A 15,961-nucleotide genomic window follows, 5' to 3' on the forward strand; every position below is an offset into this window, starting at 1 on the left:
TATAACTTTTTGATCTAAAACTACCATGCCCTCACTGGGTCAGTTTCTGGGTGACTGCACTTTCTCAGTCACCTCCCCAACGGAAACCCGGTAAGGACTTATGTGCGGATTAGCAGGTGTATGACAGATGCGGTAAATAGGGGGTCATAGCGCTGCTGAATGGCACTAAAACCCCCTATAGGGAACATTGATTGGTACGAAAAGTGGTACGAGTTTACGCACACCAAACCCTCCCCCGGCGTCCTGCCGACGAACACCACTCCCCAAATCTAAAAGACTCAACTACTGTATGCCCATACAGCAATTGAGAATCACCCCCATGAACGAGAGCAACAGCTCAGACGCCTTGGCCGAATGGCACAAAAGGCTCAACGACAGGAGGCAATGGACGAACCCTGCAGTCACCTACCGGTTTCTGGCGCGCATGGCCGAAGACATGCAGACCGGCGGGCTGATCGATCCATTGGAGCGCTTTGAGCTCTTCGAGCTGGCCAGCGCTGCTTTCTGCCACTTCACCGAGGAAGGCAACCACGAATGGCGGCATCAGGCGTCGGACTATCTGGCCTACAACAAGGGCGGCGTCGTAGTCGGCAGCCTGCTGAACTCCCGATACGTGCTTCATGAGGCCGACCAGTCGCCCTATCACGCCGCCCACTTCGCTTTTCTCGACGAGAAAAACGACCTCATCATGCGGGACTACAAGAAGTACGGCGTGCTCGAGGGTCGCTACATCTATACCGAAACCGGCCAGACGCTGACACTGGTTGAGCAATCCAGGCAGATCAACGGTGTGAGCTATCAACGCCTGAGCGATGAGGATCAATATCGAGCGCTCGTCGACGCTTCAGCGGTAGCCCTCGACCAAGGCGATTTCAACGCCTACGTTTCGCTATGGGAGCGTCATAGCTACTCGATATTTATAAGATGTCTTCACTGCCTGGATGGTTTCGCAGTGCGTGACGATTGCACGCACTGTGACGGTCGAGGCTTTATCGAAGACCCGCAGTGCCCGAACAAGCTGCCGCCGTCACTCAGCCGCCAAAGGGGCGTTCCGGCAGAGTAGCGGAGCGGCGCCTCGCCCATCTACACCTTGCGTATCCCGAACTGCGCGGCCTTGACCGTAGAGTCCTGCGGCACACCTGCAGCCAGGTACAGGCCCATGCGCGAGGCGATCACGGTTTCACTCAGGTCAATCGTGCCGCGCTGCGTTTCCAGTGCCCCGGAAAAGCTGGCCGGCATGGTGAACGGCTCTTGGTACTTGTCCATTGACCGATAGTAAAACGTGGACGACGCGCCGTTGACCGTCCTAGTGATAGTCAACTCAGCCTCCCAGGCCAGGATGCCGCGCGACGACCCCATGATTTCCACCGCCGACACCATTTCGATAACGTCGCCGGCCGCCAGGTTGGTCTGTACCACGTTGGCCGTAGGTTGCATGTAGATGTAGCCGCCCGCCGCCGCCATGTTGCCACGCAGCTCGATGCACTGCGCCTCACCATAGGCGGCAGGCTCCTTGTACCACCGCGTGGTGATCCCGGTCAGGCCAGAGCCAACGGCTTTGTAGCCGTCCGCCAGCACTGACCCGGCCACAGCGTTCACGCCCGCCGGTAGCGCGCCGCCAGTGCCCGCCAGTAGAGGGTTGGCATTGAGGCAGCCGAACGGGCGTATGGCCGAGTAAACGTCGCCAGCGTCAATGGGCAGCGGGATGCCGGGGAATTCGAAGTTGGCGGTGATGATCGGCACCACCCGCGAACTGATGAACTCGGCGCCCAGGATGTTGGGATGCAGGCCCTCGACTGTCATCGCTTCGGTGAAGCCGTCCCAGATGTTCACGACCGGCACGAACTGGCTGACGTAGTTCAACACCCAGTCCTTGTAAGCGATCGCATCGGCCAGCGCCTGCCCGGTCAACGCCCTGCTACCGAAGCGCGGCGTACCAGTGCCGACGATCAGGTACTTGCCGGGCGTGTTCAGGAACGCGGTGACGATCTTCATCACATTGGCTTTCGTGTCAGCCAGGCTCATACCTGCCGTGGTGCTGTCATTGGTGCGTGACAGCAGCAGCCAAAGGTCGGCAGTGGACGATGCAATGCAGGCCGGAAGCCTGGCCAGAAACTGCCCGGTGTGGTCCCCGAGCTTGCCCTGGTTGTCGACGTAGCTCGGGAATAGGCCGGTACGCGCCGCGATCCAGGCCGCATAACCATAGGCCTCGGTGCCGAACGCTGTCGCCGCGATAGTGTGGCAGTTGCCCGAGAAGCTATCGCCGAGCAGACCCAGGCCGCGCCGGATCGGTTGGCGACGTGGGATTGGGTTGACCAGAAGGCTCATGCGTAGACCTCAAATGAAGCACCAGCAGCGGGCACGTAGCGGATCGTCGCGGGCGGAATGCTCAGCGGATAGCCACCGTCTTTCCAGAACGTGTCGGTGGTGATCCAGTTATCACCGGCCTGGATCTGGACCGTCACCGACCCGCCGTTCGCCTTCACTGCCAACGTCACTTTCATGGTGCGGTCATAGGTTTCTTGTTTCGTCACTGTCTGCACTGCATTCCCCTGCGGCCTATGGCCTGAAATAGATAAGTCGGGTTGCGGTGGTGTTTACGCCAGCACCTTCAAGGCTCGCTCGTATAACGCCTGTCGATCAGCCAGGCCGTTCGTGCCGCCGTTGATGCGCTTGGTGATGGTCACGAACTCGCGCTTGTCGGCCAGCGTATTGAGCGCGGCCCGGTGCCAGAACCACCCCGCCGACATCGCGGCGTGCTGCGCCAGCTCGAGCAATTCGGGATGGTTGATCAGATCCAGGCCCAGCGCTTCGCCGCACTCGGCATAGTTCGCCCGACCAGTGATCTGGATCAGGCCGCGCCCACGGTATTTGGAGCCATCGCCCGGCACGGTATTGCCCAGGTCTTTGCGCCCCTCGTATCCCAACTGCTGCGGAGTCGGTCCCCAAATCTCGCGGACGTAGCGCAGTTGGCCGGACTCATGACCTACCTGGGCGATGAAGGCCGCGATGCGCAGCGGGGTCACGATCTGGTACTTGCTCATTGCTGTGTTGAGGACGGGTGCAAAAACGCCGGCTTTCTGGCCGGCGTTCGGGAGGATCTGCAGTAGTTGCTGCGTGGTGATCGGCATCGGTGTTTCTCCAGGCAAAAAAATACCCGCTCGATGGCGGGGTGCGGGTGTCGCTGTGCAGGCTTTACGCGGCGGCAGGTTCGGCCGCTGGCTGTGCAGCAGCCTTGAGCGCGGCCAGTTCGGCACGCAGCTCTACAGATTCTGAGTGCAGCTCTTTGACAGCGCCCATCAGATCGGTGATCAAGGCCATCGGGTCGAGCTGTTGGATGCGTGCGTTGCCGTTTTCGTCGACGCCGTCCTTCTCGCCGGTCACGGCCAAGGGATTTACCGCCTGCGCCTCATGTGCAATCAGGCCTTGATAGGTGGTGCCGTCGCCACGAAACACTGCGCCGAACACCTTGCGCTGGTAGGTGACGATTCTGTAAGCGTTGATGCGATCACGGTACGACGGCACTTTTGCATCGGTGATGTACTTTTTGAACCGGTAGTCAGACCCGAACAGCGTCATGGTCCCGACATAGGTGTTGTCGATCCAGACGTCAACGTTCGATCCGGTCCAGTTGTAGTTGTATACCGTGCCGCCACGACCGGCGCTCAGACCTGCCCGGCACCAGGTGCCTGCCGACTCAAGCCTTCCCGTGACCTGCATCGCTCCCTGCAGTGTCAGCACGCCCGCTGATTGGTTGATCAGCCTGACGTCATAGTCCGCTGCGGTGTTGTTATAGTGGAAGTCGATATAAGGACTGATGTTGCTGAGCTCTATTCCACCGAAGGTGGGAGCCTGATCGTTGCCTATACCAAGAGCCTTTCGTGCCGTTGCCTGACTGTTGCCGCCCGTACCGCCGGATGCGATGCCAATAGGCGCAGCAGTTACGGACAACGATGGAACTGTCAGCAGCCCGTCGTAGCTGTAGGCCATGCTGGGGCCGGTGGCTGTATTCCCCGCATTGACTGATCGCCAAGTGAAACCGCCAGCCCCACCGCCACGGTTTACTACGAAGTGGCCCTCGCCCTGTGAGCCCGAGTTCCAGCCCATGTACATGCCTTGCACGTTGTAAAGCGCACTGGCCTGCTGCACCCCAACCTCTGAGAACAGCGCCCTTCCGTCAGTGCGGCCTGTGCCTCCTTTCGCCAGTGGCAGCATGTCGTAGTTGCCGGTGGTGCCCAGCCCTGCCAGTGTGTTACCCCAGCGCTGGTTCACCGTGTTGAAAGCATCTAACAGCGCTTTTGGGTAACCCTGGACTGGCTCGATGAAATAGGCAGCGCCACTGACAGTAGCCCCCAAGTACGCAGGGAGAATAGCCAGCACGGTTTCGCTGACGATGTTTGCGACCTCGTACCGGCGACCGTCAGGCCCATTAAACGCATCGCCGACCCGCGATGAGGACGCGAAGGTGGTGCCGGTGCCGGTGACAGTCGTGGAATTTTGCGTGACGGCTACTGTGCCGTTTCTCAACCAAGGCATAGAGCCTCCTTAAAATTCAGTTGTAAGGGAACGGCAGATTCGCGGTCGGTACGACGAGCGCCTGCGGGTATCTATCCAGAGGAAGATTGGCTAGGGAGCCAGGCAAGCTGTACTGGTTGCTGGACAAGTCGATGCTGGACGTAGCACCTGCTGGTGCGAAGATGAAACTGATACCGTCGGTGCGGCCATAAGCCCCTTCCGAGAAACCGATTACCTTGGCGTTTACGCCCGTAAGTGATCCATCGATAAAGCCCGAAGCGCCGCGAGACCAAGGCAAGCAAGCGGCATATTCGATCCCCTGACCAAGCGGTACATCAACGACGAAGTGACTCTGAAAATCGACAGAAGCGGTCTGGGTCCGGATGGCCTGCCAGCTCCCCCCTGCGTAAGGTAGAGGCCTACGGCTCCACGCGTCCGCCGCGCCTGGCGCTGGAGCCTGAACAGCTGCAACCACGTTTAACGGTGGCTGCAGGGAATTGAAGGTGCAGACAGCCTGATCAGTGAAGGTCTTCAGGTATGGCGATCCGGCAATGTTGTCTGCCATCAGATCGAACACGTAGGCTTTGGTCGCCGTACTTGCCGCACTGAAGTGGAACGTCATGGTCGCCCCACTGATCGAGGTTCCCTGCAGGCAGCCTTTACCGACCAGAAAGACAATGGGCGATCGAGGATTATTCACAGTGATAGTGAACATCTGATCGCCCGCACGCGTACTGTCTATGTAGCTGCCGCCCTGATCAGGATCGTTCGTAACCGATCTCAGCACTCGCCGCTGCCATACTTCGCCAGCGGCCAAGTAAGCGCTTTTGACAAGCCCATAACAGATGCGGGAAGTATCAAAGAGCAGCTCACCGGTATCTTTATTTACAACCAATGAAGGCATCAGTAATACCCATAGTAGATGCGACAATTTGCCGAGAAGTACCCCCAGCCGTTTGTGTTGTAGGAGTAAGCCCAGGACAGCGAAGTACCTGATAGCGTGACACCCGGCTTCTTGCCTTTTTCCCGCTGTAGGTCAACTAGCGGGACGACAATAAAGTAGGCGCTCTTACCGGCCGGCGGCGCTGGAATGGTCACCGCCCCATTAACGCTATTGGTATCCACGCTGCCCATGGTCTGACTGAGCTTCATGGTCATATCAACCAGCACTCGCCCATCAGGTGTCTTAATTGTTATTCCAGTCATGTCAAAGACTCAGGTCGATGCCGACAACACCGTTGGCGTGATACATCTTGATGGATGAGTTGCTGATGGTGGACCTGCGTCCATCCGTCATGCTGCCGTTGAGTTGCCATGGCCCGGTCTTTGGAAGAGCCCAGCCGCTAGTGTTTGCCACATAGTCAGAAGACTGAAGGTTTCCAACTTTTAGCCAGTTGATAGAGCCGTCTTCAATGAACGCCGAGCGAATGAAAGTCTGCCCGCCGGTAATCCCAAACAGAGACTGCGGCGATTGAGTGCTGGTATTCATCACCAAGAACGTGTCGGCCCTCACCACGAACTGCGAGGTGGTGCCAGCCGCCCCGCTCTCAAGCCCCAGACCGAACCCGGCCGCGTACGGGATGTTGTTTTGCGTGAGCTCCATTCTCACCGACCAGATTCCAGCCAGCTTGCTGTTGGTGGTGGCCAGCGCGCTGGTTGTCTGCTGAACCGCAACTGTCGCGTCGTTTGCCTTGGCCTGCACCTGGTCCAGCTTCGTCGAAATTGCGCCAACTGCGTCTGCCCGAGCAGTTGATTCGGACTGAATGGCCGCCTGAGCCGTTTTCTGGTTCGTGGTAACCGTAGCCGTCAGGTTCGTGATCTGCTGTGCCGTTGCCTCCCTGTCGGTGGCCTGCGCAGTTTCTACGATGCTAATTTTCGCATCGTTGTTTGCCACTTTTGCATCCAACAGCGTGGTGCGCTGCGCCTGAGCGAAGTCATTCTCAGTGCGGACTCGTACCTCCTGTGCAGAGCGGGCTGTTTCCTCCCATGCATTCAAAGCAGCTGCCATTGCACCTTCGACATTGTCGTCTCTCGTCGACGCCTGCAAGGCTCCGAGTTGACTGGCAGTGGCTGTAGTCTTACCGTTTACCGTCTCGATGTTGGCCGTGTTTTTGGATACTTGATCCGCCTGCGCGTTAGCGGCGCGAATGGACTGGCCGGTATTCACCCAATAGTTCGGGTTCGGCGGACCGTTGGAGCCATCGGCAGCCGCGGGCACCGCCGCAATGGCCGTCCAGAGGTTTTCACCCACGCGCACGGTGTTGTCGCGCACATAGGCATCAGCTGGTACGTAGACCAGCGCGTCGGTGATTTCCCCGATATTGGCTTTGAGCTCTTCCAGTCGCTCGTTCACCGAGCCAGGTCCATCGCCGTCGATAAGGTCGAGCCTGCCAAGCAGGTGTTCACCGAACTGGCTTTCGGTCAGCTGCTTGTCCAGCAGGTCAAGAACAGGGTTGGCATCGCTGCTTGTCTGTCCCATGACGCCCACGCCGGCGGGATACCACGGCCCGATGTTGCCGGTCCGGTCCACCAGTCTCGCCCAGAAGAAGAACGTCACGCCTGCTTTCAAGTGCTGCATGACGTGTTCAGACTGCGGATAGGCCAGGTCGCTGAGTTTCGTGGCCTTGGCCAGATCGGTCGTCGGCCCGTACCAGATTTCGGTTCGCTGCGTATCCTCCACACCTGCCGGAAAGGTCCAGTTCAGTTTGATGCCGAAGATCAACGACGCGGCAGCCAGAGAGGTTACGGCAGGCGGTAGACCCTCTTTCCCCTTGAGCTGCGTCAGGATGGAATTCCGCCAGCTCGACGAGATGTCATAAGCGCTGACGGCACGCACGCGGGCGAGATAAGCGCCTGCATATATGCCCGTGATGTCCACGCTGGTGGAGCCGGTACGCTGCACCTTGATCCAGTTGCCGCTGTCCTTGCGCCACTCGACGTCATAGGCTACCGCACCGGCCACTGCTGGCCAGCTGATGTTCATCGTTGTGACGGCCAGGCTTTGCGCGATCGCCGTCGTTGACGCCAGCGAGACGCTGGCAGGCGATGGAACAACGGTAATCGGAATGACGCTGATCGGACGCTCTTCCAGCCGTGCACCGGTGTCGATGTAGGCAAACTTGCTCGGCTCGTACTGAAGAGCGGTGATTGCATACTCGCCTTCCGCACTGCGCTTCACGCTCAGCACCCGGTACAGCGGGATAGCCAAGTCATCGGCATCCAGTGCCCATTGCAGCTGGTCCGTAGGCGTCTCGCTGTAAGCGACGGTGACGGTGATTGCCCTGCCGGCGACCGACTGCACGGTCCGGCCTTCAGCCTGTCCGCTGGGCAGGTTGACGATCAAGCGGTCACCAGCCTTTGCCAGGGTGTCGCGATCGAGCGTTACTACTTTTCCAGCAGCACCAGCAATACGTCCGCCGATCTCCCGGCCGGCAAGAAGCGAGTCAGCGACTGGGATGATGTATCCCGGCAGCGGAATCGCGCCCTCCATGCCGGTACTGAAGCTGACGGTGCGATCTTGATTGTTGCTCATCACGACCCACTTACCCCGGCGCTGCCCCTCAGAAGCGCGGGTGCATCCAATGGCAGTCAGCTCAGTCGGCTTGTCACCGAAGCGGCGCTGCAGAACAGGGTCGGCGAACGGGATGACGTCGGTGTCGTAGTTGTTGTCCGGGTTGTCGTAACCAACGATTGCCCGGGTGTAGCGCGTCTTCGCCGAGGCGCTGCCGTAGGTGAACTTGCCGCCGATGACGTTGGCACGAGTGAAGACATAGTCGAAGTCCTGACTGCGCGGCATGTCAGCCTGCGCAACCAGCTTGCCCTGTGCCCAGTAAGTCATGCCGCGATAAATGCCGGATATATCGCGCAGTAGTGACCATGCTTCGGCTTTGCCTTGCAGGTTCATATCACATAAAAAGCGAGGCTCTAAGCCGCCGACCCCGTTCGGAACGTCTTGGTCGCAGTACTGCGCGATGCGGTACAGCTCCCATTTGTCGACCATCCACGGCTTGATGCGCTTGCCCAGGCCAAAACGATCTTGCGTGCAAACGCCGTATGTCACCCAGGCAGGGTTGTTGGTCCATGCCTCTTTCATGGAACCGTCCCACACGCCCGAATAGGTTCGGGTGAACGGGTCGTAATTACTCGGCACGGACCATTTGCGCGCCTTGCACTTGACCGTCACTTCGGGAATGTTGGTGAACTGCTCAGCGTCGAACTCGATGTAGAGCAGCGCCGTGTTCGGGTAGCGCAGCTTCGCGTCGATGACCTCTGTGAGCCCGGCCACCAGCATGGTGTCGGCGATCTTGTTGGTGTTCTGGTTGGCGGTCAGGCGGCGGACGCGGATCTGCCAGCCTGATGTCGCGGCGGGCAAATCGATGCGGCGCGATCGCTCGTAGCGCGTGGTGGTTTTGCCGTCCACGGCCTCCAGCAGGGCCTCCTTGTAGCTGCCGCCGTCAGTGGCCACGTCGATGGCGTACTCGATACGGTAGCCGCCTACGCCATTGTCATCCTGTGCCTGAAGCGCGGGCCATGCCAAACGCACGCGAGCGGCAGACAGCTGGGTGTTGGTTATGGAGCGCACCCAAGGAGTGTCGCTGCGCAACTCGACGTTGACGGTCGTTTCATTGTCAACTGAGGGGATGCCAGGAATGTACGACTGGTCAACAGAGCCGGTACGCCACTCCCATTTCACATTCTGGAAATTTAGATTGCCGCTGGCATCTCTAATCGGTGTGTTGTCGAGATAGATATCGGCGTCGGTCGGCGTCCCCTCGAACTCGCCCTCACCCACTGCAATGAGTAGCTTGGCCCGGTTGGTTGAGCGCAGGCTATCGGAGGCCTCGGTCGACGACTTAGGGTTGCTGCTACCGCCTTTCTCACCGTGGATATAGATCTTCAGTGCTGCGCCCATGCTTTTCTCCAAGCACAAAAAAACCGCCTCTTGGGCGGCTCGGTGTTCCGGGTGTAGTTACGTTTTGTCTTCGGCGTAGATTGAGGCGGAAATAATTGCCCCGCCCCAGCGCCGCTCACCGATGCAGATCGGGACAGGGTTGCCGCTGGCCGTGGTGTTTTTGGCACTGCCGAAAGCGTAACTGGGAAGGTTTTCGGGAGAGGCGCTTTGCTTCAGGCCAGAAGTTTGCGGGCTGAGCATTTGGATAACGCCGCCGATCGCCAAGGCCGCACCAGTCTGCGCTAGCCATGCCTGCCCGGTGTAGGCGCCAACAGCGATCATCACTGCTCCAATTACTGTCTGCAGTATTCCGCCTCGCTTGCTGCCCCCAACCACCGGGACAATACGAATCTCGCGAGTTCCTCCAAGGGATAGGGCGTCCACTCCAACGTTTTTCCCATTTCTGAAAATAGCGAATCGCATACCCAGCTTATCCAAGCGGCTGATCTCTTCGGCGAAGCCTTCGATGGTCACTTTGAGCGATCGAAAGACTTCCTGCGACTGACCTGAGTCAATCTGCCTGAGATGTACCCGCCCAAATCTTTGAGCCAATGAGCCGGACAGCTTGATGGTCGTCATCGGCGAATAGTGGATTGCTGCCATAATTTCCCCGGCCACAAAAAAACCGCCCGGAGGCGGCCTTTTGAAAAGATTGACTCACTGGTATTCGACGTAGGGGCCTATATAAAAACCGCCCATATCGCCAGTGATCCTGTAAATGCTTTCATGCCCGCTTTGGACGTTCGCAGAGATCGTCCTGACAGCTGCGCCTGCACATAATCCAGACCCCGCAAGACCTACACCAATACTTGGACTGCCAGTCTTCAGGTAAAAGCTCGCGCGCTGACCAGTGCCTACCTTGGCAGCCTTGTGACCATCCACGTATACGACGATATCGCAGCCAGAGCCAACAAAGCCCTGATCTCGAATGACCGTAACTTTCCCGCTATCGCCGGCAGGTTTTGTTTGATACGCATAAAGCTCGTCAGCTGGCACAGGCTCCGCTTGGCCAACGGATATTGGTGCACTAGAACATCCAGCCAGCAGCGCCAAAGAAAGCGTCCCTATTAAAATTCGCATGGTGATCCCTCATTCAGTGAGCCTGAAGCGTAACACCGACCTGGCCACCCATCCACGCCTGCTGTACAAGCTGCGTTGCCCTGCTGTGCCTAAGTATCAAACGTGTCCTGTCCAGCCAAGGCCCGCCGAAAACTATGATCTCGCTTGGCCTGCCGTATAGATGGTGCAGCAGAAAAGGCCCAGGCCCGTACACCCGGCCGTCCTCGTCAGGTAGCGTGGCATCGGCTCCGAGATAGATCCCTGCATGGTTCGGGTGCTTGGTCCGGCCGACCTCCATTACGATCATGTCGCCGCGCTGCGGCTGATCGACCCGGACGAAACCAGCGGACTCGTAGTTGGACTCGTAGAGGCTTTCAGAATCTGTGCTTTCCCACCAGCCGTCTGTTCGTTTGAACGCTTCGAAATCCAGGCCGAACTCACGCCTGTACCAATCGGCGCAGACCTGCCAGCAGTCCCAGGCGCCATGCACGAACGGGCGTTTCAAAAGCGGCGTGTTGCCGGTGGGCACGATGGTACGCAGGTCGCCCTCTGGCCAACTGAGGATATGCCAAGGCAGCTCCGTCGCTTCGCACATCGCGAGGTCGCGCGGTGACGGCCTGCTGGTCGCGTCGGGGTGCGAGTGGACAACTCCGATAACGGTGCCCAGGTCTTCCGCAGCTGCGTAATCGTCGGGGCTGATGCGGAACTCTTCGTTTGGATCGGTCGCAGTGTTGGAGCAGGGAAAGTATTGCTGCTTTCGCCCGACGCCCAGAAGCAACCCGCAGCATTCGCGCGGGTACTCAGCCGCCGCATGCGCCTGCACTGTCGCCAGAATGTGTTTCAGCATGGTCAGCTCCGCGCGATCAGCGATACGGCGGGGAAACCGCCAAAGGGTACTTCGTTGCCAGCCCCGAAGCGCGGCGTGCAGCCGCGCGTCAACGTGGCGTCGCAGACGTCAAGTTCAGGGTTATCGGTGGGCTGCCCGTCCTTGTCGACGTATGGCCCGGTGTAGCCGCAGTTCGGCCCACGATATCCACCAGTGAGGCACCAGTGACAAAGCGTGGTCATCTGCCGGCCAATCGATTCGCCGCCGACGTCGCCCGGGCTGGCCAGTTCCCAACTGACCGTTTCACCGTCCTCATTGGTTTTCTGATCGAGATACCAGACCTCGATAGATTCTTGAGTCGGATCAGCGTCAGAGTTGCCGGCAGGAAAGTTCTCTGCATCCAGGTACTGGCCCAGCGTGTGCCGCATGGTCAGTTTGAACTCGAGCAGATCCTCGAATGCCAGGCAGAGCGCTGTGATGCGCCCGTTGACGTTGCCTGCCGCAAATGTAGGCCTTACTGCGGTGCCGTCGCTGTTTGCTTCCACTCCATCCAGTTGGACCGGCCAGGCGCTGTATTCTTCGCCCTGCCAATAGATGGGTTTGGCTGGTAGCTGATCAGCGTCGGCACCGGCCGCTGTCAGTTCATCCGCCGTGTGCGGTATGGCGTGCCCGTGAAACCGGAGAACGTCAGCGCCGTAGTCGGAGCCATCGAGCTCAAACAGCAAAATATCAGCGCCCGGCTCAAGCTTCTGCAACTGAGTGATCAAACTCATGGATGGTATGCCCTTTCAAATGTGGCGGTCAGAACGGCGAGGCCTCCTGGCTTTCTTTGTCGACGGAAAGCAGAGCAGCGATAAAGCCCGAGGCTTTCGTCGGGCGGTGTCCATAGGAACGCCCGGGCGCCCTTATGATCACGGATGAAGTCCACAATCGGTTTGATCTCGCTGCCAGTGCCGCCGAACGACAGCGACCAGATGTCCTCTTCAGCGTTCGGGCCGTCACTGGACACCTGTACATAGCCATCACCAAATTTGGACTCACGGGTTCTGAAAGTGCTGTCCCCTCCCGCCTCATCGTCTGGCTCCCAAATAAAGGTTTCTACGGCCATCAGCCTCTCCCGCTGGTGTTTCGGTGGCTTGTGCCTCCGGGTCGCCATGAATCGGCGATGGCTTTCTGTGCAACCCCGAGCATCTGGCGTTGCATATTCTGCTGAAGCGCCGCGCTGTCGATCTCCATGCCTTCGCCGCTCCGGTCTTCAAGGGTCAGGTAAACAGGTGCCTCCACTTTTACGACCGTGCCGCCGCTGGCGGCAGCGCCTCCAACCATGCGAACACCGAGTGATCCGTCTGCACCGCGCGCCAGCGGCATGATCGCCTCCGGCCCGGCCTCACCCATCACGCCAGTCCCACCTCCGGCCATGCCAAACGCCGTGGGTGTGTTGACGATGCTGTTGGTAAACGCTGCACCGTCGGCAAACATTTGTACTCCACCCGACCACGCACCACCTTTGGCCTGGGCGAAGTAGGTCGATGAGTAGCCGGCCTGCGAGGCGCCGAGATTCGATGACACCGCGCCAGCAGACCCCGCAGCCAATCCGTTCCCGGCACCGCTGGAACCCAGAGAGCTGACTCCCGCATTGAACAGCATCTCCAGCAAAGCGGAAGACGCTTTCCGAGAGGCGATGCGCCCCATGTCAGTGATGATGGATGTTGCGAAATCAGAGAACTTGAACTTGCCCGTGGTCGCGAACGTGTTCAGCGAATCCTCCATCGTGCCGAAAGCGCTTGTGAAAGCGGCCTTCGTCTGCCCGGCTACGTCCTTGGCCGAGTCCAGATAATCGGAAAATGCGGACTTTGCTCCCAGCCTCCAGTCACCCTGAGCGGCATCAAGATTCACATACCCTTGCTGCATTGCCACCAGTTGCTTGGCGCCGTACTGCTGCGTCAGGGCGATCTGTGTTTCCAGCGCCTGGCGCTGCTTGTCTGTGGTGGCAGTTGCCAGCTCGGTGCGTAAGGCCAACACCTTGTTGTTGGTGTCCTGCTCAAGCGACAAGCGCGCCTGTGCCCGCTCAGCCTCTTTGCTACCCATTCCTACTGCTGCGGCTGTCTGCTGGTAAGACGCGGTAGCAATAGCGAGCTGGCGCTGCAGGTCGGCCTCGTACTTCATGGCTTCAGCCATTCCGCCGGCGGACGCTACGGTCTGGTCATACTGCTGTTGCAGCCACTGCAGGCCTTGGCCGTACTCTTCCGTGGAAATCTTCCCGGACTTGTAAAGCAGCCGCAGTTCCTCGGTTTTTTTCGCCTGCTCATCCGCCGCCGCGCTGACCGGATCGAAGCTTTCCTTGAGCTTGGCGTAGGCGTCAGCCGCAGTTTTGAGCTGCTGCTCGAGCTTGTTCTGGGCCTCTTTATGTTTTTGCGCCGACTCTGTCGCAGATTTGTCCGCATCCTTCTGGGCGTCGTAGGCCTTGGCGGTATCGCGAATCTGTTTTGCCAGTGCGCCTTGCGGGTCGATCTTGTTCTCGGTAATGAACCGGTCGGCTTCCTCGAGCTTCGTTTTGTCCTTGAGCGCATGGATCTGCTTGTCGAGGGTCTGCTGATAGTTCTTGCCGGCGTTCTCGGCGGCGATATCGACTTCGTTCTTGTCCTTCGTGCTCTTGGTGCTGCCATCGAGCTGCTTGGTGTACAACTCTTGGCGGGCCGCCAACAGGCTGGTATTAACGTCGAGCGTGCTGACGGCTTCGGACTGTTTGACCCAGCCGTCCAGCTGTTTCTGAGGAATGCCAAGCGATTGGCCAACCTTGAGAATCGTGTCGGACAGCGGTTGTCCCGCTTTCCTTGCTTCGTCCATGCTGCTCGCCAACGCAGCAAACTGTTTGCCGCCGGCCTCGCTGGAGCGCGGTCCGATGAGCCCGCGTTGCATTGACGTGCGCAGGCCCTCGAACGCGTCTGCGGCTTCCTTGGCCGAGTCGCGTTGCTGTTCGGTGATACGCACCAGTGCGCCCTGCTGCTGGTCGCGGGTCAGTTGCGCGAACTCCTTGCGCACTTCTTCGACCGACCGCTTCAGATCGTTCACGTCCGTGCGTGCGGTCTGGGCATTGGAACCCATGGCCAGGAACGCCACGCCGACGCCGATCGCCAGCGCAGCGATCCCGGCAGGCCCTCCCAGCAGCGCCAACAGCGACGAGCTTGCCCGCGCCAGCACGTTCTTGGCGGCGGCGGCCTGGGCCTGTGCTGCTGCGTTTGCGGTTGTGGCGGCAGTGTCGCGAGCCATCGCCGACGAAGACGCCGCAGTAGCGATCGTCAGGCGCTGGGTGGCAGCAGCTGCCGCCGTCTTGGCTGCTGCAAGTTCGACATCCATTGCGGCCAGCGCTGCGGTGTATCGCGTCTCTTCCACCGTGCCAACAGCCAGGCTGGCCTGATAGGCGAGCGCCTGGCGCGCGGCTTGCACCTGGGCGAGCCGCGCGATTGTTTCCGCTTCCAGCGCCTGAGCTGCCGAGTACGCCGCAACTGATTCGCGTAGTTTGGCCGCAGTAGCCGCCGCCGACGCCGCCGTTTCCTCGGCCTTGGCAATGGCCGAAGCTTTGGTGGTGGCAATGTTGGTGAGCATCGCCTTGGTAGCCGTCGCAGACGATGCGACCGCATCGATGGCGAACTTGGCGAAAGCCGCCGCCATCTTGCCGCCCAGCGCTGCGACCAGTACATCCACGTTCTCGGCAAGAAAACTGATCGTCTCGCCCAGACGCTTAGCGCCGCCGTTGTCGCTCAGCCCCTGTAGAGACTTGGTGATGCTCTCTATACCTGGCAGCAGGCCGATGGTGATTTGGTTGGCCGCCCCGGAGAAGGTTGCTTTCAAACCGGAAATAGCCTGCCCAGCAGCGACGAGGCGGTTGACGTTAAACTCTGAGATAACCGAGCCCGCGCGATCGGCCTGATCCCCCCACTCCTTGAACCCTTTGCCGTTATTGCGCAGCAGTGGAATCAATGCCGTCGTCTCGTCGGCCATCGCCTCCATATAGGTCGTCATCTGCTGCTGATTCAGCCCGGCCTTTTCGAGCGAGGTGTAGTAAAGCTGCAAGGCCTGTGGGCCGGACAGATTGGCGAACTGGCCAGCAGTTACCCCGATCTTCGGCGCGATTTCCTTGAAGAAATCAGACATCTCGCCGCCGCCGCGCTGCAGGAATTCGCCGACGCGGTCGTTGGTGTCTTTCAGGATGTCGCCCAGTTTGTCCTGCTCAACGCCGACAGTTTTTGCACCAAAGGCCATGCGCTGGAAGTCTTCGACCGTGGTGTTCGATAGCGCGGAAAGGTTCTTGACCTCTTTCGCGTAATCTATGGTGCTGGTCGTCAGCGCCACCAACCCAGCGATAGAGCCAGCAGCGGCCAGGTTACCGGCGCCGATCTGATCGAATGCTGATGTGACCGCACGACCCACCGTCTGGGCGCTCGCGTTCACTCGGTCGAAAGCGTTGTCGATCCGACCCAGGCTTTGATCGATGTTATGAGCGGTGCTCGACACCGAGCCTTCCGAACGGGTCAGCTCCTGGCGCAGCTGCGCCGTGGTGGCTTCGATGCGAACCAGCATGCCTTGGACGTCGGTATCGGCCACGTGTA

14 protein-coding genes are annotated in these 15,961 nt (G+C 59.5%); 1 reads left to right on the forward strand and 13 read right to left on the reverse strand.

Annotation, left to right across the window (positions count from 1 at the left end):
• Positions 1-424: 424 nt before the first annotated feature.
• Entirely contained in the window at positions 425-1,063 is a 639-nt protein-coding gene (locus tag QRN50_RS05025) for a hypothetical protein (protein ID WP_096126873.1), read from the forward strand.
• Between the two features lie 20 nt (positions 1,064-1,083).
• Here the strand turns inward: QRN50_RS05025 and QRN50_RS05030 are convergent, their stop codons facing one another.
• The 13 genes from QRN50_RS05030 to QRN50_RS05090 form a co-directional block, all read right to left on the reverse strand.
• Entirely contained in the window at positions 1,084-2,328 is a 1,245-nt protein-coding gene (locus QRN50_RS05030) for an SGNH/GDSL hydrolase family protein (protein WP_096126855.1), read from the reverse strand.
• A complete protein-coding gene (locus QRN50_RS05035; protein WP_058399409.1) occupies positions 2,325-2,504 on the reverse strand; it encodes a hypothetical protein in 180 nt (59 codons plus the stop codon). Before QRN50_RS05035 ends, QRN50_RS05030 begins: the two co-directional genes overlap by 4 nt.
• A gap of 93 nt (positions 2,505-2,597) precedes the next feature.
• Positions 2,598-3,131: a glycoside hydrolase family 19 protein gene (locus QRN50_RS05040; RefSeq protein ID WP_096126854.1), complete on the reverse strand. Its 534-nt coding sequence runs from the start codon at positions 3,129-3,131 to the stop codon at positions 2,598-2,600.
• A gap of 64 nt (positions 3,132-3,195) precedes the next feature.
• Positions 3,196-4,536 carry a tail fiber domain-containing protein gene (locus tag QRN50_RS05045; protein ID WP_096126853.1) on the reverse strand — a complete coding sequence of 447 codons (1,341 nt, stop codon included), beginning with the start codon at positions 4,534-4,536 and terminating at the stop codon, positions 3,196-3,198.
• 16 nt (positions 4,537-4,552) lie between these two features.
• Positions 4,553-5,419 (reverse strand): hypothetical protein, encoded by an 867-nt coding sequence (locus tag QRN50_RS05050; RefSeq protein ID WP_096126852.1) that lies wholly within the window; start codon positions 5,417-5,419, stop codon positions 4,553-4,555.
• The gene (locus QRN50_RS05055; protein WP_055009944.1) at positions 5,419-5,721 is read right to left on the reverse strand and encodes a hypothetical protein; all 303 of its coding nucleotides are present in this window, start codon (positions 5,719-5,721) and stop codon (positions 5,419-5,421) included. Before QRN50_RS05055 ends, QRN50_RS05050 begins: the two co-directional genes overlap by 1 nt.
• Before the next feature lies 1 nt (position 5,722).
• Entirely contained in the window at positions 5,723-9,427 is a 3,705-nt protein-coding gene (locus tag QRN50_RS05060; protein ID WP_096126851.1) for a TipJ family phage tail tip protein, read from the reverse strand.
• Between the two features lie 57 nt (positions 9,428-9,484).
• Complete coding sequence (locus tag QRN50_RS05065) at positions 9,485-10,069, reverse strand: tail assembly protein (protein ID WP_096126872.1); 585 nt, start codon at positions 10,067-10,069, stop codon at positions 9,485-9,487.
• 54 nt (positions 10,070-10,123) lie between these two features.
• The gene (locus tag QRN50_RS05070) at positions 10,124-10,546 is read right to left on the reverse strand and encodes a hypothetical protein (protein ID WP_024650653.1); all 423 of its coding nucleotides are present in this window, start codon (positions 10,544-10,546) and stop codon (positions 10,124-10,126) included.
• Positions 10,547-10,559: 13 nt separating this feature from the next.
• Positions 10,560-11,372: a C40 family peptidase gene (locus QRN50_RS05075; protein WP_096126850.1), complete on the reverse strand. Its 813-nt coding sequence runs from the start codon at positions 11,370-11,372 to the stop codon at positions 10,560-10,562.
• A 2-nt stretch (positions 11,373-11,374) separates the two neighbouring features.
• Complete coding sequence (locus QRN50_RS05080) at positions 11,375-12,124, reverse strand: phage minor tail protein L (protein ID WP_096126849.1); 750 nt, start codon at positions 12,122-12,124, stop codon at positions 11,375-11,377.
• The gene (locus QRN50_RS05085) at positions 12,121-12,459 is read right to left on the reverse strand and encodes a phage tail protein (protein WP_096126848.1); all 339 of its coding nucleotides are present in this window, start codon (positions 12,457-12,459) and stop codon (positions 12,121-12,123) included. Before QRN50_RS05085 ends, QRN50_RS05080 begins: the two co-directional genes overlap by 4 nt.
• Positions 12,459-15,956 (reverse strand): phage tail tape measure protein, encoded by a 3,498-nt coding sequence (locus QRN50_RS05090; RefSeq protein WP_285427507.1) that lies wholly within the window; start codon positions 15,954-15,956, stop codon positions 12,459-12,461. Before QRN50_RS05090 ends, QRN50_RS05085 begins: the two co-directional genes overlap by 1 nt.
• Between the last annotated feature and the right edge of the window lie 5 nt (positions 15,957-15,961).

This window comes from Pseudomonas sp. MEJ108 (genome assembly GCF_030208985.1).
GTDB classification, from domain to species: domain Bacteria; phylum Pseudomonadota; class Gammaproteobacteria; order Pseudomonadales; family Pseudomonadaceae; genus Aquipseudomonas; species Aquipseudomonas fragariae.

Excerpts from the sequence above, each read along its gene's own strand:
- QRN50_RS05050 (WP_096126852.1), bottom strand. The coding sequence starts at position 5,419 with ATGCCTTCATTGGTTGTAAATAAAGATACCGGTGAGCTGCTCTTTGAT.
- QRN50_RS05030 (WP_096126855.1), bottom strand. The coding sequence starts at position 2,328 with ATGAGCCTTCTGGTCAACCCAATCCCACGTCGCCAACCGATCCGGCGC.
- QRN50_RS05035 (WP_058399409.1), bottom strand. The coding sequence starts at position 2,504 with ATGAAAGTGACGTTGGCAGTGAAGGCGAACGGCGGGTCGGTGACGGTC.
- QRN50_RS05075 (WP_096126850.1), bottom strand. The coding sequence starts at position 11,372 with ATGCTGAAACACATTCTGGCGACAGTGCAGGCGCATGCGGCGGCTGAG.
- QRN50_RS05070 (WP_024650653.1), bottom strand. The coding sequence starts at position 10,546 with ATGCGAATTTTAATAGGGACGCTTTCTTTGGCGCTGCTGGCTGGATGT.
- QRN50_RS05055 (WP_055009944.1), bottom strand. The coding sequence starts at position 5,721 with ATGACTGGAATAACAATTAAGACACCTGATGGGCGAGTGCTGGTTGAT.
- QRN50_RS05080 (WP_096126849.1), bottom strand. The coding sequence starts at position 12,124 with ATGAGTTTGATCACTCAGTTGCAGAAGCTTGAGCCGGGCGCTGATATT.
- QRN50_RS05085 (WP_096126848.1), bottom strand. The coding sequence starts at position 12,459 with ATGGCCGTAGAAACCTTTATTTGGGAGCCAGACGATGAGGCGGGAGGG.
- QRN50_RS05040 (WP_096126854.1), bottom strand. The coding sequence starts at position 3,131 with ATGCCGATCACCACGCAGCAACTACTGCAGATCCTCCCGAACGCCGGC.
- QRN50_RS05060 (WP_096126851.1), bottom strand. The coding sequence starts at position 9,427 with ATGGGCGCAGCACTGAAGATCTATATCCACGGTGAGAAAGGCGGTAGC.
- QRN50_RS05065 (WP_096126872.1), bottom strand. The coding sequence starts at position 10,069 with ATGGCAGCAATCCACTATTCGCCGATGACGACCATCAAGCTGTCCGGC.
- QRN50_RS05045 (WP_096126853.1), bottom strand. The coding sequence starts at position 4,536 with ATGCCTTGGTTGAGAAACGGCACAGTAGCCGTCACGCAAAATTCCACG.
- QRN50_RS05025 (WP_096126873.1), top strand. The coding sequence starts at position 425 with ATGGCCGAAGACATGCAGACCGGCGGGCTGATCGATCCATTGGAGCGC.